Raw genomic sequence first — 18,354 nt, 5'->3', positions numbered from 1 at the left:
TTGGGCGGGGCGCGGACCCGTTCGTCCGGCCCTGCCCAAGCTCCATTGATGGCCGTCAAGAAACAGACGGTTACAAGCCGGGCATCCTTCGTCGGTACTACAACCGATGGAGGTGAGGGGATATGTTCCAGAACCTGAGGGTGACCAACAAACTGGGGCTGGCCTTCGGCCTGCTCGTGCTGCTGGCGCTGGCGATGGCCGGCGCCGGCGTGAAGAGCCTGAGAGACTTGAAGGGCGGGCTGGACGACATCGCCGTCCACCATTCGCCGGCGATCATGTATGCGGGCGAGTGGCATGCCCACCTGGAGGGGACGGCGCGGCACATGCGGTCCTTCCTCCTGGTGGCGCCGGAGGCCCGGAAGGCGGAACTCGATGGCGTGCGCTCCATGCACGCCGAGATGGAGCGCCTGCGCGGCGAACTGGTCAAGATCATCCAGGAGGGCGATGCGAAGAAGCAGCTCGCCGCGCTGGAAGAGACCCGCAAGGCGTACGCGGTGCTGGAATCCGACTTCCTGCAGCTGGCCGACGCCGGCCGCACGGACGATGCGCGTGAGCTCCTGCTCGCCCGGCTCGCCCGGGTGCAGGCGAGCTACAACGATGCGCTCGACAAGCTGGTCGACGTCATCGAGGAGGAAGAGCAAGGCGAGGTGCGCGAAGCCGAGGCAACCTACCACACGGGTCTGGAGTTGCTTGCAGGCAGCGCCGCCGTCTGCCTGGTGCTGAGCGCCGTCCTCGGCTGGCAGATCGGCCGCTCGATCACGGTGCCGATCGGCCAGGCCGTGGAGGCGGCGAAGCGCGTCGCGGAAGGCGACCTCTCGCAGGACATCCGGACCACGCGCCGCGACGAACCCGGCCAACTGCTGCAGGCTGTGGGCGACATGACGCGCAACCTGCGCCAGTTGGTCGGCGAGGTCACCAACGGGGCCGCCGTCGTGGCGCAGGCCAGCACCCAGATCGCGCAGGGCAACGTGGACCTGTCGCAGCGCACCGAGGAACAGGCCAGCACGCTGGAAGAGACGGCCGGCTCCATGGAGGAACTGACCTCCAGCGTCACGCAGAACGCCAGCCACGCGCAGCAGGCGAGCCAGCTCGCGGTGGAGGCCTCGAACGTGGCGCGCAAGGGCGGCGAGGTGGTCGGCCAGGTGGTGCGGACCATGAACGGGATCTCCGCGTCCTCCGCGAAGATCTCCGAGATCATCGGCGTGATCGACGGGATCGCCTTCCAGACCAACATCCTGGCGCTGAATGCCGCGGTCGAAGCAGCGCGTGCGGGCGACCAGGGCCGCGGCTTCGCCGTCGTGGCCGCGGAAGTGCGCACGCTGGCGCAGCGCAGCGCCGCCGCCGCCAAGGAGATCAAGGAACTGATCGGCGGCTCGGTGCAACAGGTGGATGCCGGCTCGCACTTGGTGGAGGACGCCGGCCGCACCATGGGGGACATCGTCGCCTCCGTGAAGAAGGTGAGCGACCTGGTCGGCGAGATCGCCGCCGCCAGCCAGGAGCAGAGCATGGGCATCGAGCAGGTCAACACCGCCGTCACGGCGATGGACCAGGTCGTGCAGCAGAACGCGTCGCTGGTGGAAGAGGCCGCCGCTGCCACCGAGTCGATGAAGGCGCAGGCCGCGGCGCTGCTGCGGACGGTCTCGCGCTTCCGCATCGACGCGGGCGGGATGCAGCCCGCCTGGATGGCGCCGGCCGCGCCAGCGCCGGCTGTGGCCGCCAGGCCCGCCCCTGCCGCCGGCTCCATCCCCTTCAGGACCTCGGTGGCCGGGACGCCGCACTTCGCCGCCGGCGCGCCTGCGGCCAACGCGGAGTGGAAGACCTTCTGAGCAGGGGCTAGGCGACAGGCTTATTTCGGCTGGAGGAGATCGCGCAGGCTGCGGGGACGCGGGGGTGTCGCGTCGAAGCTGGCCCGCATCCTGCTTGATAGCTCTCGACAGGCCGAGGGCACGCGGCCTGTGCAAGTTGTCTCCTCCACCTCGGGAAAAGGGTGGTTGGCCCCGGCGCGGCGACGCATCGGGGCCATTTTTCTGCGCGCTGGCCGATACTGGGCGCCATGGACGCCATGCCGCTGGCCAACACCGAGGACAGGTACGGCTGGATCGCCATGCTCCTGCACTGGGGCATGGCGGGCCTGCTGGTGGGGCTGGTCGTTCTCGGGATCTCCATGGTGCGGCTCCCGGATGTGGGATTCGACCAGGAAAAGATCACCCTGATCCTGGTGCACAAGGCCCTGGGGATGGTGGCCCTGGCCGTCGCGGTGGCGCGCCTGCTGTGGCGACTGACAAATGCGTTGCCCCGTTTTGTCGATGGCCTGCCGCAATGGCAGGAGGTGAGCGCCCTCTTCGTTCACATGTGGTTATATGTGCTGATGTTCCTGTTACCGGTGACGGGCTGGCTGATGTCGTCCGCCGGCGGCTATCCGACCCCGGTGTTCTCCTGGTTCAACGCGCCGGACCTGATCGCCCGCAACGAGCACCTGTTCCACACCCTCATCGCCGTGCACCGCTGGCTGGGGTATGCGTTCACTCTCGTGATCCTGCTGCATGCGGCGGCGGCCCTGCGCCATCACTTCGTGCAGCGGGACGCGACCCTGCGCAAGATGATTCCGCGAGCCTGACGGCTTCGCGCCGCGCCAGGGGGCCGAACCTATACTGGCCCGGCATTCACAACAAGAAACATGCTGGACGGAAAACAGGTCCTGATCGTCGAAGACGACCCGGTGACGGCCGTCGTGCTGCAAGGCATGCTGCGCAAGCTCGGCGCAGTGGCGGTCGTGCGGGACGATGCGGCCTGCGCCTGGAAGGCGCTGTGCGCGCAGCCCTTCGACCTGGTCTTCCTCGACCTGTGCCTCGGCGAGAGCGACGGCGAGACGCTGCTGCGCCAGTTGCGCGCGACTGGTGCGTCCGGCGCACCGGACCCGCGCACGCCGGTGGTCGTGATCACCGGCCGCGCCGACCTCGACTCGCGCGTGCGCCTGCTCGATAGCGGCGCCGACCAGTTCGTCATGAAGCCCTTCGACCTGCGCGAACTGGAAGCGCTGGTGCGCGCCGTGTTCCGCCGCCGTTCCGCGAACGGCCGGCTGGGCGACCGCGCCGAACTGGAGCTCGATGCGCCCGGACGCAGCTGCGTCTTCCGCGGCCGGCGCGTGGTGCTCACGCGCGCCGAGTTCGACATCCTCCTGTGCCTCGTGCGCTCCTATCCGCAGGCGGTGCCGGCCGCCGGCCTGCTGAAGGAAGCGAACGACGCCCCCCAGCGCTCCACCGCCCTGCAAGTGCATATCCACCACCTGCGGCAGAAGCTGCACGAGGATGCGATCGAGACGGTGGGCGGCGTCGGCTACCGGCTGGCCGACGGCCAGGTCGCGGACCCGACCCTGCAGCTCGCGGCGTAGGGACCTCGGCGCAGGCCCGTTTCCCAGCCGCCCGGGCTCCTACCGCACCTGCTCCAGCACGAACGAGGCGACCTCGCGCAGCACCTGGGCCATCGCCTCGTTGGCCGCGCGCACGCCTCCGTCCGGCGAGGATTCCACGAGCGGCTGCTGCGCGACGAACTCGCGCGAGGCGATCGTGCGCTGGGCCGCATCGGCCAGCTGCACGTGCAGCACGAGACGCAGCACCGGCGGCTGGCGGTCGAAGTCCTGCAGCAGTTCCAGCACCTCGGCGTGCAAGGAATGCGTATAGGGGCCGGAATGGGGCGGCGCCAGCACGGCCTGGAAGCGGCCGGTGGATTCGAGCGCTCGCACCAGCAGCGGCTGCAGCATCTGCGGCGGCGTCTCGGCCCATTCGTTGCGGCTGTAGTAGGCGATGTGGTGTGGCCGCAGGCTGTAGGCCATGCGCGCCGTGTCGTAGACGGGGCGCGCCTGCGGCGAGAGCACGAGGAGGGTCGCCGCGCCGCGCGGCGCCTGCGGCAGGTTGGCCGGCAGCCGGTCGATCAGGGCGGCGGTCATCGCCGGCTCGGGCGCCGGCAGGGGCAGCGACAGGGAGCAGCCGGCCAGCAGCGCCGCCGCGAGCAGTTGCACGGCGGTGCGCCGCCCGTGCCCTGTCATCGGGCCTCGCCCGGACCGGCCGGCGCGGGGCCGGCGCCGCGCCACAGCACCGAGGGATCGCGCCGGATGCGGATGGCGGTTTCATCCAGGGTGTTCGACAGGTGTTCCATGCGCGCCAGCGTGCGGTGCGCCTCCGGCAGCAGCTGGGTCTGCAGCGAGCGCACCGTCTCGTTGCTCGATTGCAGCAGCGGTTCCAGCCGGGTGCTGGCGCGCTCGGTGTTGTCCAGGATGCTGCCCATGCGCTGGCGCGCCGAGGTCGAGAGTTCGTCCAGGCGGACGAGCGTCTGCCGCGTCTCGGGCAGGATCTGCGTCTGCAGCGAGCGCAGCACGGCGTCGCTCGATTGCAGCAGCGGCTGCACGCGCACGCTGGCGCGTTCGGCGTTCGCCAGGATGGTCTCGATGCGCTGGTTGTTCGCGGCCAGCGAGTGCGTGATCTGCTCCAGGTTCGCGAGCGACTGCTTCATGGTGGCGACCGTGCCGCGGTCCAGGACGCCTTCGAGCATTCCCGTGACCCGCTGCACGCTCTCGTTCAGGTCGCTGATGCTGGTGTCGAGGCTCACCGACTGCGAAGGCGCGCTGGCGATCACCGGGTGCGCGCCGTCCCTGGCCGGGGCGAGCGGCCCGCCGGGGCCCTCCCGGTCTTCCAGGCTCACGTACACGTAGCCCGTGAAGCCGCGCGTGGCCAGCCCGCGCCCCGTGATCGTGGCCACGGTGGCCGTGCTGACCGGCGCGTCCTTGCGCACCGACAGCAGCACGCGCACGGTGCGCGGGTCGGCCAGCAGCACCTCGCGCACCTGGCCGACGTCGACGCCGTGGAATTCCACCGGCGCCCCGGCGAGCAGGCCGGACACCGGCTCGTGCGACTGGAGCTCGTAGGTCGTGTAGCGGCCGGCCGTGAAGGCATAGCCGGCCGCGGCCGCGGCGGCAAGGACGGCGAGGGACAGGGCGAAAGCCCACCTCGCCCTGGACGTTGCGCTCTGGGTCATCGCGCGCCTCCCTGGCAAGTAGCCGAGCGGGGTCGATCCGCATGGCGGGGCATTGGTTCCCCGCCGCCCGGAGCCTACACTGGGTCCATGCAGACTGCCACTGCTTCCCCACGCACAGGCGCGGAAGGCGTCGAGGTCCTCCTGTTCGACGTCTTCGGCACCGTCGTCGACTGGCATGGCAGCATCGCGCGCGAGATGGCGCACGACCACCCGCAGGTCGATGGCGCCGCCTTCGCTCGCGCCTGGCGCGCCGGCTATCAGCCCGCGATGGCGCGGGTGCGCTCCGGTGAACTGGGCTGGACGCGGATCGACGACCTGCACCGCATGATCCTGGACGGCATCCTGCCGCAGTTCGGGCTCGCCCACCTGGACGAAGCGGCGCGGGCCGGGCTCAATCGCGTATGGCACCGGCTCGATCCCTGGCCGGACGCGGTGGATGGCATCCGGCGGCTCAAGGGCCGGGCCCTCTGCTGCACGCTGTCGAACGGCAACCTCGGCCTGCTGACGCGCATGGCGAAGCGCGCCGGCCTGCCCTGGGACTGCATCCTGTCGGCCGAGGTGTTCCGCGCGTACAAGCCCGATCCCGCCACCTATCTGGGGGCGGCTGGCGTGTTCGACGTGCCGCCCGAACGCGTGATGCTGGTGGCGGCGCACCACGACGACCTGGCCGCGGCGCGGGCCTGCGGCCTGCGCACCGCCTATGTCGAGCGCCCCTTCGAATTCGGGCGCGACGCGCCCAAGGACGTGGCGGCGCGGCCGGAGAACGACCTGCACGCCCGCGACCTGCTGGACCTTGCCGACCAGCTGGGCTGCCCGGCCGCGGTGTAGTCAGGGACTGACAGTCGAGCGGGGACGCGGACTAGCCGCGTCGGCTTCGCTGGCGCGCAAGATGGCATCGAAAGGAAGAGCGATGCCGGAAGACCGTACCCCCATCGACCACGGGCTGGCGCATCCGCAGCCGGAACGCGGCCGCATCCCGCAGCCCAAGCCGCAGGCCGGCGAGGACGAACGCGAGCTGGTGCCCAATCAGCCGACCCACCGCGACGAGAAGCAGCCGGGCGTCGGCGGCCACACCGATTTCGTGCAGACGCCGGATTGAGGATCGCGCCATGGTCATGTTCAAGGCGAAATTCAGGCCGGCTTCGGAGAAGCCGCAGGCGCAGCAACAGCAGCAACCGCAGCCGGTGCCCCCGATGCCCAAGCCGCAGCAGCAGGAGGAGGACAAGGCCCCGCCCATCGAGAAGGAGCGCGGCCCGCAATATCCGGTGAAGGAACCCGGCCCGCGGCACGAGCCGGAGCGGGTGCGTTCCGAGCGCGCGCGCTAGTCGCGCGTCACGCGCAGCACTTCTTCCCGCGAGGTGATGCCCTCGCGGATCAGCCGCTCGCCGTCCTGCCGCATCAGCCGCATGCCGCTGGCGAGCGCCGCCTCGCGGATGGCCGCCTCGCCGGCCTGCGTGTGGACCAGTCCGCGCACGCGCTCGTCGGCGTTCATCAGTTCGAAGATGCCCGTGCGGCCCTGGTAGCCGGTGTAGCCGCAGTGCTGGCAGCCGCGCGCCACCCCTTCCGCTTCCACCTTGCAATGCTCGCACAGCCGGCGCACGAGGCGCTGCGCCAGCACGCCCAGCAGCGAGGAGCTGAGCAGGAACGGCTCCACGCCCATGTCGGTCAGGCGGGTGACGGCGCTCGCGGCATCGTTGGTGTGCAGCGTGGCCAGCACGAGGTGGCCGGTCAGCGAAGCCTGGATCGCGATCTGCGCGGTCTCGTAGTCGCGGATCTCGCCGATCATGATCACGTCCGGGTCCTGCCGCAGGATCGCGCGCAGGGCCTTGGCGAAGTCGAGGTCGATCTTCGGGTTGACCTGCGTCTGCCCGATGCCGGGCAGCTCGTACTCGATCGGGTCCTCCACCGTCATGATGTTGCTGGTGGAGGCATCGAGGCGGCTCAGCGCAGCGTAGAGCGTCGTCGTCTTGCCGGAGCCGGTCGGGCCGGTCACCAGGATGATCCCGTGGGGCTGCCCGATCAGGTGCAGGAAGCGCTTCAGCGTGTCGCCCGTCATGCCCACCGATTCCAGGCTGATGCGGCTCTCGCTCTTGTCCAGCAGGCGGAGCACGGCCCGTTCGCCGTGCGCGCTGGGGATGGTGGAGACGCGCACGTCCACCGCGCGGGTGCCGATGCGCAGCGAGATGCGGCCGTCCTGCGGCAGGCGCTTCTCGGCGATGTCCAGCTCCGCCATGATCTTCAGGCGCGAAATCAGCGCCGCATGCAGCGCGCGATTGGGCTGCACGACTTCGCGCAGCGCGCCGTCGACGCGGAAGCGCACGCTCGAATGCCGCTCGTAGGGCTCGATGTGGATGTCGCTGGCGCCGTCTCGCGCGGCCTGCGTCAGCAGCGCGTTGAGCATGCGGATGATGGGCGCGTCGTCGCTCGCCTCCAGCAGGTCCTCCACCGCGGGCAGCTCCTGCATCATGCGCGAGAGGTCGGCGTCGTTCTGCACCTCGCTGACCACGGTGGCCGCGCTCGACTCGCCCTGGGCATAGGCGGCGCTGATGCGCTGCGCCAGTTCCTGCGCGTCGAGCTGTTGCAGCGTGCGCACCGGGTACTTGCGCAGCACCTCGGTCCAGGCGGGCTGCGGCGCACCCGCGTGCCACAGCACGAACTGGTGGCCGTCGTCTTCCAGCAGCAGCTGCTGGCTGCGCGCGAAGGCGTAGGGCAGGGGATAGCGCATGAACTTCAGCGCGAGCTGGGGGCGGTGGTGGCCGGCGGCGGCATCAGCGGCGACCACGAGTCGCCGGGAGGAACGGGCTTGTTCAGTTCGGGCGCGATGGGCGCTTCGTTCACGTTGTGGAGAACGTCGCTCGGCCGCGGCTGCAGGTTCTGCTGCTTGGTGCGCATCATCTCGTAGCGGTCCAGCGACAGCGCCTCCGAATCCTGCGCGTCGCGCACGACCACCGGCCGCAGGAACACCATCAGGTTGCTCTTGGTGCGCTGGCGGTTGTCGGAGCGGAACAGCGCGCCCAGCCCGGGCACGTCGCCGAGGCCGGGGATCTTCTGCGTGGTGCCGGAATACTGGTCCTGCAGCAGCCCCCCGATCACCACGATCTGGCCGTCGTCCACCAGCACGTTGGTTTCGACCGTCTGCTTGGTGGTGGTCGGGCCGTTCGGCGCTAGCTCGGTGCCGGCCTTCACCGCGGAGTTCTCCTGGTAGATGGTCAGGCGCACGCTGCCGTTCTCGCTGATCTGCGGCTTCACGCGCAGCGTCAGGCCGACGTCCTTGCGGTCGACCGTCGTGAACGGGTTGACGGAGCCGTTGCTGGCGCCGGTGTTGGTGAACTGGCCGGTCACGAAAGGCACGTTCTCGCCGATGACGATCTTGGCTTCCTCGTTGTCCAGCGTCAGCAGGTTGGGCGTGGACAGCACGTTGCCGTCGCCGCTGCTTTCCAGGAAGTTCGCGATCGCGCTCAGGATGAAGCGGCCGTTGATGTTGCGGACGGCGCCGATGTTGAAGCCGTTGGCTGGCGGCGTGAGGTTCCCGGTGCCGAGGCCGGGCTGCGTCGCGAGGCCGATGATGTTCGGCTGCGTGCCCACCGTGAAGTTGCTGCCCAGGAAGCCGATGACGCTGCTCGTCGCCGTGCCGAGCACGGTCTGCCACTGGATGCCGAACTGCGCCACCTTGTCGGCGTTCACCTGCACGACGATGCCTTCCACCAGCACCTGCGCGCGGCGGCCATCGAGCTGCTCGATCACCGCGCGCAGCTGCCGGTACTGCGGTTCGGGGGCGGTGATGATCAGCGAGTTGGTCGCCGGGTCGGCCTGCACCTGCCCGCCCGTGGACGGCTGCGCCGAAGGCGTGATCGGCGAGGTGGCCGCGCTGGTGCCGGTGCCCGCGCCGGCGCCGCTGAGGCCGCTGACCACGTTGGGCGGGACGGCGACGTTGGGCGCGGCGACCGCGCCGCCGGCGCCGCTCGCCGCGGTGCTGGCGATCGCGGCCCGCAGGATGGCGGCGAGCTTGGTCGCGTCGGCATTGCGCAGGTAGACCACGTGGATGTTCCCGGCGGGGCCCATGCCGCCGCCGGCGGCGCCGGGCTGGTCCAGGCGCGCGACCACCGTGCGCACGAGGTTCAGCCGCGCCGGGTTGGCGGCGCGCACGATCAGCGAATTGCTGCGCGGCTCGGCGACGACCGTGGTGCGGAACAGGGTGTCCACCTGGCCCTGCCCGGCGGGGGCGCCGCCGCCCGAGGCCTCCAGCAGCCGCTGCACCACCGGCGCGAGGTCCACCGCCAGCGCGTTCTGCAGGTTGATCACCTCGACGTCGGTCGCGCTGGGCAGGTCGAGCGCCGTGATGATGCGCGCCAGCCGTTGCAGGTTGTCCGCATAGTCCGTGATCACCAGCGAGTTGGTGCCGGGGTTCACGTTGATCGTGTTGTTGGGGCTGATCAGCGGCCGCAGGATCGGCACCATGTTGCCGGCGTTCTCGTGGTTCAGGCGGAAGATCTGCGTGACGATCTGGTTGCCGGAGATGCCGCCTTCCACCGTGACCTGGCCGCCCTGCAGCTTGGCCTCCGCCTCGGGCACCACCTTGAGCAGGCCGCCGGACTCCACCACGGTGAAGCCGGACAGCCGCAGCGTCGCCACGAACTGGTTGAAGGCCGCCTGCGGCGCCACCGGCCGGTCGGTCGAGAGCGTGATCGTGCCCTTCACCCGGGGATCGACCACGATGTTGCGGCCGGTGATGGCGGCCATCGTGCGCGCCACCGCCTCGATCTCCGCGTTGACGAAATTCAGGGTGATCGGCTCGTTGGCGCGTTGCGCGTGCAGGACGCCGGGCGCGCCGGCCAGCACCAGGGCGGCAGCCAACGAGGCGAGGGCGAAACGGAAATTCATGGCGGTGGTCGGATCTAGCCGATCGAGATGAGGGAGCGGGCGCCGCTGCGCCGGCCGATGATGTTCAGGAGGTTGGCGAGGGCGGCCTCGCGTTCGGGCGCCGCGCTCGCTTCGCCGCGGAAGCGCAGCCGCTCGCCGACCCACTGTCCCGTCCCGGACAGCTGCAGGCTGCCTTCCAGGGTTTCCAGCCGCAAGGTGGCGGGCGTGCCCCCTTGCACGGTAATGCGGTAGCTGCCCATGGGCCTCAGGGTAGACAGGCGCGACGCGACGCGCAGCGCCATCAGCTCGGCCCGCCCGGCGATCGCCGGACGGCCTGCGGACCATTCTACTGAAAGGCCCTGCGTGGTCAGCCGCAGCTCGCCGTCGAATTGCAAAGTGTTCCACGGCGTGCCGAGTCCGGCGACCACGCTGGCGGGCCACTGGGAGGCAGAGTCGCCCACCTGCAGGGCCAGCCGGCCCCAGTGCCAGCGGGCCCGCAGGGGGATGGCGCGCGGCGTGCAGCATTCGGCGCGCAGCGCGGCGGCCACGCCGTCCCAGCGCGGGGCGAGCGTCCAGGCGATCCGGCCCGGCAGGGCCGTCGCATCCGTGCTGCCCCGCCCCCCGGTGAGCACCAGCCGGGCGGAGCCGTCCCACACCGTGCCGCGCACGTCGGCCAGCAGCACCTGCTCGCCGGTCAGGCGTTCGATGCCGTCGGCCAGCCAGCGGGCGGGGGCGAAGAGCACGAACGCGAGCAGCAGGCCCAGGGTGGCGCCACCGGCGGCCCAGCCCCAGGGCACTTCGCGGGGGGCTCGCTGCGGGCGCGCCACTACCGCGCCGGCAGGGTCAGCACCAGCGTGCCGTCCCAGCCGCCGTTGCCGTTGCGCGTCAGCCGGGCCTCGCCGGGCAGCGCGCGGGCGTTGCTGCGCACCTGCGTGAGCCAGCGCGCCAGGCGCTCGGGCGGCGTGTTGGCCAGGGTGAGGGTGACGCGCTCGCCGGCGATGGTGTAGCGCGCTGTGGTGCCGAGCTGATCGCGGATCGTCGCTTCCAGCAGGCGCATGGCCTCCTCGGGGCTCTGGCGCGGCTGCGACTGCATGGCCCGGGCCTGGGCCTGCAGGCGGCGCATCTGCTGCAGCTGCGTGTCCAGCTGGCGGTGCTGGGCGTCGGCGGAACGCAGCGTGGCGACCGCGGGTGCGATGAGGAGCCACCAGAGCAGGGCCAGCCCCACCAGCAGGCCGGCGGCGGCGACCAGGGCCTGCTCGCGCGGGGCGAGCGCCACCCAGCGCTGGCGCAACGGTTCGAGCTGCTTCATCGCGCATCCTCCGCCGCCACCACGAGCGTGCTGCCTTCGGCGCTGGTGCCGTAGCCGAGGGCCTTGAGCTGCGCGGAGACCTGCTCGAGTTCGTTGGGCGAGAGCGCCATGCCGCCGGCGCGCAGTTCGCTGCCGCTGTATTGCAGCGACGCCGGCACGCGCCCGGGCGGCAGGACGGCGGCCAGCGCGCCGAGCACCGCGTCGAGGTCGCGGGCGGAGGCGACGCCGGTCTGCTGGCGCAGCGCCGCCACCTCGCGTTCCATCTGCACCGGCGCGTCGACCACCACCTTGACCTGCGGGAAGGTGTCGGTGAGCGTGCGCCGCACGGCTTCGTGCTTGGCCGACAGGCTGGCACGCTCTTTCCAGGCCCAGGCGTTCAGGCCCGCGAGGTGGACCAGGACCAGGGCCACGGCGGCCCAGCGGGCCGGCCGCCAGGACGCCGCTCGCAGCACCTCGCCCGAGCCGGTGGCCAGTTTCCTGAGCGTGCGCGCGCGCGGCGAGCTGGCGAATTCGAACTGCGCCAGGTCCCAGCGGGTGGCCGCGGCATCGACCCAGCGTTGCGGGGCCTGCTGCAGCGCGAACTTCTGCTGCAGCACCTGCTCCGCGAGGCCGGCCACGGCGGGTTCGGCCAGCCGAGGCGCCCCTTCCGCGAGGGCGGGCAGCAGGGCCAGCGCGGTCGGGCCGAGCGGCAGGTTGAGAACGCCCTCTTCGCTGCTGGCGACGACCACGGGCTGTTCCGGGTCGCCGATCGCCGCCAGCGCCGGGGGACCCTCCGGGGCGAACTCCGGCACGATCCGGCTGGCGGGGCGGCCGGCGGCATCCAGCACCTGCAGGGCGTTGCGCAGCCAGGCGCGGTCGCACACCGCGACCCAGGCGCGCTCGCCGGCGCGGGCGCCGGGCTGCAGGGCGAAGTGCACCGCCTCGGTGTCGTCCAGCAACTGTTCTTCCAGCAGGCCCTCCAGCGCGGTGCGCAGGCGCGGCGAACCGGGCACGATGCCCTTGGGCAGGTCCACGCGGTGCCAGGCCAGCGCCTGCACCGGCACCAGCGCCACCACTTCGGCACCCGGCCCGCGGGGCTGCGGCAGCAGGGCGGCCGGCGTGCGGCCATGGTCGGACAGCGCGCGACCGTCGGTCGTCACCGCGTAGGCCCATTCGGTCGCGTTCGACGCGTTCTCGAGGGGCAGGGAAACGACGAGCGTGCTCATGGGCTGCGGGGCATTGTAGGTGGCGGATTCCCGCTAGCGCTTGATCTCGGTCGAGGGAGTCGACCGGGTGGCGCTGCGTTCGCGCTGCACGGCCTGCACCTGGCGTCCCTGGCGCTGCACCATCGAGCGCTCCTCGATCACCACGTCCTCGATGCGCAGCCGCCCGTGGACCTCGAACCAGAGGGTGTTGACCGAGACCAGGCTGGGGTCGAAGTCCGCGCCCGTCGGCAGCAGCACCTTGGCGTCGTTGACGTTGGCGAAGTGCTTGCGCTCGCGTTCGGCCACCAGCCGCTGGGCGTCGGCCAGGCCGATGTTGCCGATCACCGCGTACAGCACTTCGGCCGGGGCGGTGTTCAGGTTGACCGGGCTGGCTTGCGGCAGGATGGTGACATAGGGGCCCAGGGCCGCGACCGTGTCGGCCGGCAGGCCGAGCCAGACGAGTTGCTCGACGCGCTGCGGCAGCAGCGGGGCCTGGGCCGCATTGCGGTTCTCGATGCTGATGTCGGAGGCGAAGCGCAGGTTCGCCGCCATCGTCGTGAGCTGTGCCGCGGGCAGCCCGAGCACGTCGAACAGGCGGCCGAAGGCGGCCAGCGGCTTGGCCTGGGTCGCCCCGGCGACGACCAGGCTGGTCAGGTTCAGCCGGCCCTGCAGGTCGACGATGTCGCCGGAGAGGAACACCTGGTCGGCGTCGCTGGTCTCCGTCATGGCGTTGTTGCTCGGGTCGGCGGCGAGGAAGGTGGCCAGGCGCGCTTCCTGCAACGGTACCGCCCAGGGTTCGGCGAGGTGGTCGGGGCTGCCGGAGTCCTCGCGCAGGATCAGCCGCGCCCAGTCGAGCGCCCCGGTGAGGATCCAGGCCGACTGGATCCGCTGGCGGTCCGCGCTCTCGATCTCCACGCTGCGCCACTGGTGCCACAGCGCCCCGGCGGCGAGGGTGGCCACCAGGGTGACGGTGAGCATGGCCGCGAGCAGGGCGGCGCCGCGTTCGCGCCGCTTCATAGGATCGGACGGACCCAGTCGCGCAGCAGGCGGCCGCCGATGGCGCCGCCGGCGGGCAGCTGCAGCACCAGCCGCACGCCGTCCGGCAGGGTGCTGGCGCTGCCGGTGGCGCCCCGGCCCGTGAACTGCGAGCCGCCCGTGGCCGGCTGCACCGCCCCGGCGCTGGACAGCGGGTTGGACCAGGTGTTGCCGCGGTAGAAGAAGATCTGCCAGTCCTCCAGCGGCGCGATCATGATTTCCTGTTGCCGCATCGCGTCGCTGGGGGTCTGGGACCACAGGTCGGCCTGCAGCCAGGCGGCCTCGAGGTCGCCGCGGGTGAACACCGGCGGCGACTGCCAGCGCAGCCAGCGGCCCTCGCGGCGGGCCCAGCCCACCACGCGCACGCCGTCGCCCGGCGCCAGGCTGCCGTGACGGGTGAGGCGCAGCACGCGCCCGTTCCATTCCAGCCCGCTGGCCGGCGGAAACTCCTCGATCGCCTCCAGGTCCGCCGTCCACTGCGCCAGCCCGGTCTGCAGGGCGAGCACCTCGTCGGCCCGCGCCTCGGTGATCGCGCGCGCGCGGATCATGCCGTCGAGGCCGCGCCAGCTGAGGCCCGCGAGGATGGCCAGCGCGAACAGCGCCACCAGCAGTTCGATCAGGGTGAAGCCTCGATTCCGCCGCATCATTACCGCCCCATGACGGTCGACAGGCGCAGGATGGGCGAGCGCGTGTCGGTGACCTGCGCGTCCACCCGGCGGAAGCTCGGGTTCGGCGTGGGCGAGACCCGCACCCGCACCTGGAACAGCTGCCCGCCCTGCTCGCAATCCTGCTGGCTGTCGCCCACGGGCGGGAACTGGTGCGCCAGGCGCAGGCGGACCAGCTCGTTCTCGGCGCAGATGTGCGCCAGCAGCGCGTCGGACTGGCGCTGCGCGTTGTTGGTGAGCGCCGCGCTCGCCTGCAGGCCGGCGACCAGCGCGATCGCCACGATCGCCAGCGCCACCAGCACCTCTATCAGCGTGAATCCGCGTGCGTGCTTCATGGCGGCGCCGTGCTGACGGAGAAGGGCCGCAGGCCGTCGGTGGTCACGCGCACGCTGTGCCCGGGATGGATGGCGCTGGTGATGACCACCGCCTGCGGATCGATCACCGGCTCCGGGCCCAGCACCACCACGCGGCGGCCGGTCACCACGGTGTCCGGCGACAGCCAGTGGTTGGGAAGGGCGTTGGCCGGCAGGCCCTCGAAGCGGAAGCCGTCGTCCACGGCGACCCAGCGCACCGGCAGCCCGCTCAGGCGCGAACGGGCACGGGCCGAATCGAACAGGGCGGCGAGCCGCTGCGCCTCGCGCTCCAGCGGGTCACCGGCGGAGTCGCGCAGCGCGAAGGCGACACCGGCCGAGGCAAACGCGATGATCGCGAGTACCACCAGCAGTTCCAGCAGGGTGAAGCCGGCCACGGGCCGGCGCGTGCGGCGGGCGCGCTCGCGGGCCTTATTGCCAGGAGCCGACGTCGGCATTCTTGCCCTCGCCGCCGGGCTGGCCATCGGCGCCGAAGGACATCACGTCGATCTCGCCCTTGACGCCCGGATTGAGGTACTGGTAAGGCTTGCCCCAGGGGTCGTTGGGGAGCTTCTCGAGGTAGGGCTTCCAGTTCGGCGGGACCGGGCCGCTGGTGGGCTTGGCGATCAGCGACTGCAGGCCCTGCTCGCCGGTGGGGTAGCGCTGGTTGTCCAGCTTGTAGAGCTTCAGCGCCTGCATCAGGTTGTTCACGTCGGTGCGCGCCGCGGTGACGCGCGCGTCGTCCGCGCGATCCAGCACGTTGGGCACGATCAGGGCGGCCAGCACGCCGATGATGACCAGCACCACCATCAGCTCGATCAGGGTGAAGCCGCGCGCGAGGGCGCCTCTTTGCGGGACGGGATTGGACGTCATCGCATCAATGATAATCGGGACCATGCTGACGTCGGCTTCCACCCCCTGGATCGTGCGTGGCGCGACCTTCGCGTTGTGGGCGCTCGCCGCGGGCAGCGTGGCCTACTGGGGGCTGAAGCTGACGGCCACCAGCCGTCCGGTGAACGCGCCGGTGGCCGCGCCGCGGCAGGTCGGTCCGGTCGACGCCGTCGCCCTGGGCCGCCTGCTGGGCAGCTCCCCCGCGGCGGTGGCCGCGGCGCCGCCGCCTCCCGCACTGGCCAGCCGCTTCCAGCTCCTGGGGGTGGCCGCCGGAGAGTCTTCGGGCGGCGGGGGTGCGGTCATTGCCGTCGACGGCAAGCCGCCCCGCTCCTACCGGGTGGGCAGCCTGCTGGAGGAAGGGCTCGTGCTGCAGTCCGTGCACGGCCGGCAGGCGGTGATCGCCTCCAGCGATGGCCGGCCGGTGCTGACGCTGGAACTGCCGGTGCAGCGCCTCGACACCTCGAGCCGGCCTGCGCCCATGGTCGCGCCACAGCCCGTGATGCCGCCCGTGGCGCCGCCGCAGATGGCCAACCCCGTGCCGCCCCAGCCCATCGCCGACCCGGTTCAGGCCCCCAGCGCCGCGCCCAGGTAGAAGCCCAGTTCGCACGCCTGCTGCAGGCCGGCCGCGCGCTCCTCGTCGAAGCTGGCCGGCCGCTGGCGGAAGAAGCGCAGCAGCGCGATCCAGGCCACGGCGGCCCCGAACAGCGCCACGAGCAGGAAGGCCACGCCGTTCGCCAGCAGCATGAGCGCCAGCGGCACCAGGCACCACAGGGCCGCGACGCGGACGGTGGCGGCGCCCTCGCCGCCCTCGGGCGCGGCCCAGTGCGACGCCAGCAGCGGCGCGAAGCGGGATATCACCGGCGCCGCCAGCAGCGCGGCCAGCACGCCCGGCTCGGACATCTCGCCGATCGCGGCGACGGTGACGATGCGCCCGGCCAGCAGCAGGACCAGAGCGATCGTGCCCAGGCCGGTGCCGCCGCCTTCCGCGGCGCCTTGCGCCATTCGTTCGGCCAGCCGGAACACCTCGCTCTCCTGGGCGGCCCCGGTGAGCACCAGCACGGCCAGGAGGCTCGCCAGCGCGGCGACCGCGGGCCCGGCGGGATTGGCCTGCAGCAGCAGGGCCACCACCGCGAAGACGAAGGCCGACAGCAGGCCCACCACCGCGCCGGCCCCGGGGAGGTGGCGCGCGCTGGTGCGCATGGGGTCGTCCTCCGGGCCGGCGGGGGCCGAGGCGGCCTGCAACCGGGTGGCGCGCTGCAGCGCCAGCGCGAACTGGCGCACGAAGTCGTTCAGGGTGCCACGCAGGCCGCGCATCCACCGATGCTAGCCAGCGGCGGGCCCTCCGTGGGCCGCGCTGCGCAGGAACAGCTGGTAGACCGGATTGGCGGTTTCCTCGACGTAGGGATAGCCGAGGTCGGCCAGGAAGGCCTGGAAGGCGCGTTCGTCCGCCTTGGGCACCTGCAGGCCGACCAGCGTGCGGCCGTAGTCGGCGCCCTGGTTGCGGTAGTGGAACAGCGAGATGTTCCAGGTGGGGTGCATGGTGGAGAGGAACTTCAGCAGCGCGCCCGGACGCTCCGGGAACACGAAGCGCAGCAGGCGCTCGTCCTGCGCCAGCGGCGAGGGCCCGCCCACCATGTGGCGGATGTGCTCCTTCGCCAGTTCGTCGTGCGTGAGGTCCACCGACTGGAAGCCGTGGCGCGTGAAGTTGGCCGCGATCCGGGGCGACTCGCCCTTGTTGTGCGTGGTCAGGCCGACGAACACGTGGGCCTGCTGCGCATCGCTGATGCGGTAGTTGAATTCCGTCACGTTGCGCGGCCCGCCCGGCAGGGTGCCGATCAGCTCGATCAGGCGGCGGAAGGCACCCCGCTCCTCGGGGATGGTGACCGCGAACAGCGCCTCGCGCTCCTCGCCCACCTCGGCGCGTTCGGCCACGAAGCGCAGCCGGTCGAAGTTCATGTTGGCGCCGCACAGGATGGCGGCGTAAGTCTCGCCGCGGGTCTTGCGCGCGGCCACGTACTGCTTGATCGCCGCCACGGCCAGCGCGCCGGCGGGTTCGACGATGCTGCGGGTGTCCACGAACACGTCCTTGATGGCGGCGCACACGGCGTCGGTGTCCACCAGCATGTATTCGTCGACCAGCTCGCGGGTGAGGCGGAAGGTCTCCTCGCCGACCAGCTTGACGGCGGTACCGTCCGAGAACAGGCCGACGTCGCCCAGCGTCACGCGCTTGTTCGCGGCCACCGACTGCGCCATCGCGTCGGAGTCGCTCATCTGCACGCCGATCACCTTCACCTCGGGCCGCACCGCCTTGATGTAGCTGGCCACGCCCGAGATCAGCCCGCCGCCGCCGATGGCGACGAACACCGCGTCCAGCGGCCCCTGGTGCTGGCGCAGTATCTCCATCGCGATGGTCCCCTGGCCGGCGATCACGTCGGGGTCGTCGAAGGGGTGCACGAAGGTGAGCTGCTCGCGTTCGCACAGGGCGCTGGCGTGCGTGTAGGCGTCCGAATAGCTGTCACCGTGCAGCACGACCTCGCCGCCGAGGGCCTTGACCGCCTCGATCTTCACCTGCGGGGTGGTCACCGGCATGACGATCACGGCGCGCGTGCCCATCCGGTGGGCGGCCAGCGCGACGCCCTGGGCGTGGTTGCCGGCCGAGGCGCAGATCACGCCGCGCTGCAACTGCTCCGGCGGCAGGTGCGCCATCTTGTTGTAGGCCCCGCGCAGCTTGAAGCTGAATACGGGCTGCTGGTCCTCGCGCTTGAGCAGCACCTTGTTGTGCAGGCGGCGGCTGAGATTGCGCGCGGGCTCGAGGGGCGACTCCACCGCCACGTCGTACACGCGCGCCGTGAGGATCTTCTTCAGGTAGTCCTGCGGCTGCAGGTGTTTCTTCATGGCGGCGAATGATAGGCGGCCCACGGCCGAGCCACCGCACAAGGAACAGAAAAAAGCCCCTGGACCTTGCGATCCGGGGGCTAAATCCACCAAAGGAGGAGGTGGAGGAGACAACCGTTGCGCCACCGGGCTGG

Annotated in this window: 21 protein-coding genes; 7 read left to right on the top strand and 14 right to left on the bottom strand. The window is 71.5% G+C overall.

The window, feature by feature from the left end:
- The first annotated feature begins 122 nt into the window (after positions 1-122).
- The 3 genes from JJ685_RS20665 to JJ685_RS20655 all read left to right on the top strand — a co-directional run bounded on the left by JJ685_RS20665 (position 123) and on the right by JJ685_RS20655 (position 3,391).
- Positions 123-1,826: a methyl-accepting chemotaxis protein gene (locus JJ685_RS20665; RefSeq protein ID WP_330901810.1), complete on the top strand. Its 1,704-nt coding sequence runs from the start codon at positions 123-125 to the stop codon at positions 1,824-1,826.
- A 227-nt stretch (positions 1,827-2,053) separates the two neighbouring features.
- Positions 2,054-2,617 carry a cytochrome b gene (locus JJ685_RS20660; protein WP_236599138.1) on the top strand — a complete coding sequence of 188 codons (564 nt, stop codon included), beginning with the start codon at positions 2,054-2,056 and terminating at the stop codon, positions 2,615-2,617.
- 60 nt (positions 2,618-2,677) lie between these two features.
- A complete protein-coding gene (locus tag JJ685_RS20655) occupies positions 2,678-3,391 on the top strand; it encodes a response regulator transcription factor (RefSeq protein ID WP_201676214.1) in 714 nt (237 codons plus the stop codon).
- A 39-nt stretch (positions 3,392-3,430) separates the two neighbouring features.
- Here JJ685_RS20655 and JJ685_RS20650 read toward each other — a convergent pair whose 3' ends face one another.
- Positions 3,431-4,018, bottom strand: coding sequence for an ABC-type transport auxiliary lipoprotein family protein (locus JJ685_RS20650; RefSeq protein WP_201676213.1), 588 nt, complete (start codon positions 4,016-4,018; stop codon positions 3,431-3,433).
- A 23-nt stretch (positions 4,019-4,041) separates the two neighbouring features.
- Positions 4,042-5,031, bottom strand: coding sequence for an MlaD family protein (locus tag JJ685_RS20645; protein ID WP_201676212.1), 990 nt, complete (start codon positions 5,029-5,031; stop codon positions 4,042-4,044).
- 87 nt (positions 5,032-5,118) lie between these two features.
- Here JJ685_RS20645 and JJ685_RS20640 point away from each other — a divergent pair, with 87 nt between their 5' ends.
- The 3 genes from JJ685_RS20640 (at position 5,119) to JJ685_RS20630 (ending at position 6,356) form a co-directional block, all read left to right on the top strand.
- Positions 5,119-5,859, top strand: a complete 741-nt coding sequence (locus JJ685_RS20640; protein WP_201676211.1) for a haloacid dehalogenase type II — start codon at positions 5,119-5,121, stop codon at positions 5,857-5,859.
- A gap of 82 nt (positions 5,860-5,941) precedes the next feature.
- A complete protein-coding gene (locus tag JJ685_RS20635; protein ID WP_201676210.1) occupies positions 5,942-6,130 on the top strand; it encodes a hypothetical protein in 189 nt (62 codons plus the stop codon).
- 10 nt (positions 6,131-6,140) lie between these two features.
- Entirely contained in the window at positions 6,141-6,356 is a 216-nt protein-coding gene (locus JJ685_RS20630; RefSeq protein WP_201676209.1) for a hypothetical protein, read from the top strand.
- Here the strand turns inward: JJ685_RS20630 and gspE are convergent.
- From gspE to gspG, 10 genes are read right to left on the bottom strand one after another with little or no spacing between them, the layout of a single operon-like run.
- Positions 6,353-7,756 (bottom strand): type II secretion system ATPase GspE, encoded by a 1,404-nt coding sequence (gene gspE, locus JJ685_RS20625; RefSeq protein ID WP_201676254.1) that lies wholly within the window; start codon positions 7,754-7,756, stop codon positions 6,353-6,355. The two genes, JJ685_RS20630 and gspE, sit on opposite strands and share 4 nt — an antisense overlap.
- A 5-nt stretch (positions 7,757-7,761) precedes the next feature.
- A complete protein-coding gene (gspD, locus tag JJ685_RS20620; RefSeq protein WP_201676208.1) occupies positions 7,762-9,912 on the bottom strand; it encodes a type II secretion system secretin GspD in 2,151 nt (716 codons plus the stop codon).
- A 14-nt stretch (positions 9,913-9,926) separates the two neighbouring features.
- Positions 9,927-10,688, bottom strand: a complete 762-nt coding sequence (gene gspN, locus JJ685_RS20615; RefSeq protein ID WP_330901809.1) for a type II secretion system protein N — start codon at positions 10,686-10,688, stop codon at positions 9,927-9,929.
- Between the two features lie 29 nt (positions 10,689-10,717).
- Positions 10,718-11,200 carry a type II secretion system protein GspM gene (gene gspM, locus JJ685_RS20610; RefSeq protein ID WP_201676206.1) on the bottom strand — a complete coding sequence of 161 codons (483 nt, stop codon included), beginning with the start codon at positions 11,198-11,200 and terminating at the stop codon, positions 10,718-10,720.
- On the bottom strand, positions 11,197-12,405 hold the full coding sequence (gene gspL, locus JJ685_RS20605) for a type II secretion system protein GspL (protein WP_201676205.1): 1,209 nt from the start codon (positions 12,403-12,405) through the stop codon (positions 11,197-11,199). The genes gspM and gspL overlap by 4 nt, the downstream gene beginning before the upstream one ends.
- Positions 12,406-12,438: 33 nt before the next feature.
- Complete coding sequence (gene gspK, locus JJ685_RS20600) at positions 12,439-13,401, bottom strand: type II secretion system minor pseudopilin GspK (protein WP_201676204.1); 963 nt, start codon at positions 13,399-13,401, stop codon at positions 12,439-12,441.
- Positions 13,398-14,063 (bottom strand): PulJ/GspJ family protein, encoded by a 666-nt coding sequence (locus JJ685_RS20595; RefSeq protein ID WP_201676203.1) that lies wholly within the window; start codon positions 14,061-14,063, stop codon positions 13,398-13,400. Before JJ685_RS20595 ends, gspK begins: the two co-directional genes overlap by 4 nt.
- Positions 14,064-14,065: 2 nt before the next feature.
- Entirely contained in the window at positions 14,066-14,419 is a 354-nt protein-coding gene (gene gspI, locus JJ685_RS20590) for a type II secretion system minor pseudopilin GspI (RefSeq protein ID WP_201676202.1), read from the bottom strand.
- On the bottom strand, positions 14,416-14,892 hold the full coding sequence (locus tag JJ685_RS20585) for a prepilin-type N-terminal cleavage/methylation domain-containing protein (protein ID WP_201676201.1): 477 nt from the start codon (positions 14,890-14,892) through the stop codon (positions 14,416-14,418). The genes gspI and JJ685_RS20585 overlap by 4 nt, the downstream gene beginning before the upstream one ends.
- Complete coding sequence (gene gspG / locus JJ685_RS20580) at positions 14,867-15,307, bottom strand: type II secretion system major pseudopilin GspG (protein WP_201676200.1); 441 nt, start codon at positions 15,305-15,307, stop codon at positions 14,867-14,869. The genes JJ685_RS20585 and gspG overlap by 26 nt, the downstream gene beginning before the upstream one ends.
- 22 nt (positions 15,308-15,329) lie before the next feature.
- On the opposite strand from gspG, the gene JJ685_RS20575 reads away from it, so the two are divergent.
- Complete coding sequence (locus JJ685_RS20575; protein WP_201676199.1) at positions 15,330-15,917, top strand: type II secretion system protein N; 588 nt, start codon at positions 15,330-15,332, stop codon at positions 15,915-15,917.
- Here JJ685_RS20575 and JJ685_RS20570 read toward each other — a convergent pair.
- On the bottom strand, positions 15,890-16,639 hold the full coding sequence (locus JJ685_RS20570) for an adenosylcobinamide-GDP ribazoletransferase (RefSeq protein WP_201676198.1): 750 nt from the start codon (positions 16,637-16,639) through the stop codon (positions 15,890-15,892). The genes JJ685_RS20575 and JJ685_RS20570 overlap by 28 nt on opposite strands.
- A 9-nt stretch (positions 16,640-16,648) precedes the next feature.
- Positions 16,649-18,220, bottom strand: coding sequence for a threonine ammonia-lyase, biosynthetic (gene ilvA, locus JJ685_RS20565; RefSeq protein WP_201676197.1), 1,572 nt, complete (start codon positions 18,218-18,220; stop codon positions 16,649-16,651).
- Positions 18,221-18,354 lie beyond the last annotated feature (134 nt).

The organism is Ramlibacter monticola (genome assembly GCF_016722785.1).
Lineage (GTDB): Bacteria > Pseudomonadota > Gammaproteobacteria > Burkholderiales > Burkholderiaceae_C > Ramlibacter > Ramlibacter monticola.
Note: the sequence above shows the minus strand (reverse complement) of the source record. Positions and strands in the feature narration are given on the sequence as shown.

Coding starts and splice junctions, on each gene's coding strand:
- JJ685_RS20665 (WP_330901810.1), top strand. CDS start 123: ATGTTCCAGAACCTGAGGGTGACCAACAAACTGGGGCTGGCCTTCGGC.
- JJ685_RS20660 (WP_236599138.1), top strand. CDS start 2,054: ATGGACGCCATGCCGCTGGCCAACACCGAGGACAGGTACGGCTGGATC.
- JJ685_RS20655 (WP_201676214.1), top strand. CDS start 2,678: ATGCTGGACGGAAAACAGGTCCTGATCGTCGAAGACGACCCGGTGACG.
- JJ685_RS20645 (WP_201676212.1), bottom strand. CDS start 5,031: ATGACCCAGAGCGCAACGTCCAGGGCGAGGTGGGCTTTCGCCCTGTCC.
- JJ685_RS20640 (WP_201676211.1), top strand. CDS start 5,119: ATGCAGACTGCCACTGCTTCCCCACGCACAGGCGCGGAAGGCGTCGAG.
- JJ685_RS20635 (WP_201676210.1), top strand. CDS start 5,942: ATGCCGGAAGACCGTACCCCCATCGACCACGGGCTGGCGCATCCGCAG.
- JJ685_RS20630 (WP_201676209.1), top strand. CDS start 6,141: ATGGTCATGTTCAAGGCGAAATTCAGGCCGGCTTCGGAGAAGCCGCAG.
- gspE (WP_201676254.1), bottom strand. CDS start 7,756: ATGCGCTATCCCCTGCCCTACGCCTTCGCGCGCAGCCAGCAGCTGCTG.
- gspD (WP_201676208.1), bottom strand. CDS start 9,912: ATGAATTTCCGTTTCGCCCTCGCCTCGTTGGCTGCCGCCCTGGTGCTG.
- gspM (WP_201676206.1), bottom strand. CDS start 11,200: ATGAAGCAGCTCGAACCGTTGCGCCAGCGCTGGGTGGCGCTCGCCCCG.
- gspL (WP_201676205.1), bottom strand. CDS start 12,405: ATGAGCACGCTCGTCGTTTCCCTGCCCCTCGAGAACGCGTCGAACGCG.
- gspK (WP_201676204.1), bottom strand. CDS start 13,401: ATGAAGCGGCGCGAACGCGGCGCCGCCCTGCTCGCGGCCATGCTCACC.
- JJ685_RS20595 (WP_201676203.1), bottom strand. CDS start 14,063: ATGCGGCGGAATCGAGGCTTCACCCTGATCGAACTGCTGGTGGCGCTG.
- gspI (WP_201676202.1), bottom strand. CDS start 14,419: ATGAAGCACGCACGCGGATTCACGCTGATAGAGGTGCTGGTGGCGCTG.
- JJ685_RS20585 (WP_201676201.1), bottom strand. CDS start 14,892: ATGCCGACGTCGGCTCCTGGCAATAAGGCCCGCGAGCGCGCCCGCCGC.
- gspG (WP_201676200.1), bottom strand. CDS start 15,307: ATGACGTCCAATCCCGTCCCGCAAAGAGGCGCCCTCGCGCGCGGCTTC.
- JJ685_RS20575 (WP_201676199.1), top strand. CDS start 15,330: ATGCTGACGTCGGCTTCCACCCCCTGGATCGTGCGTGGCGCGACCTTC.
- JJ685_RS20570 (WP_201676198.1), bottom strand. CDS start 16,639: ATGCGCGGCCTGCGTGGCACCCTGAACGACTTCGTGCGCCAGTTCGCG.
- ilvA (WP_201676197.1), bottom strand. CDS start 18,220: ATGAAGAAACACCTGCAGCCGCAGGACTACCTGAAGAAGATCCTCACG.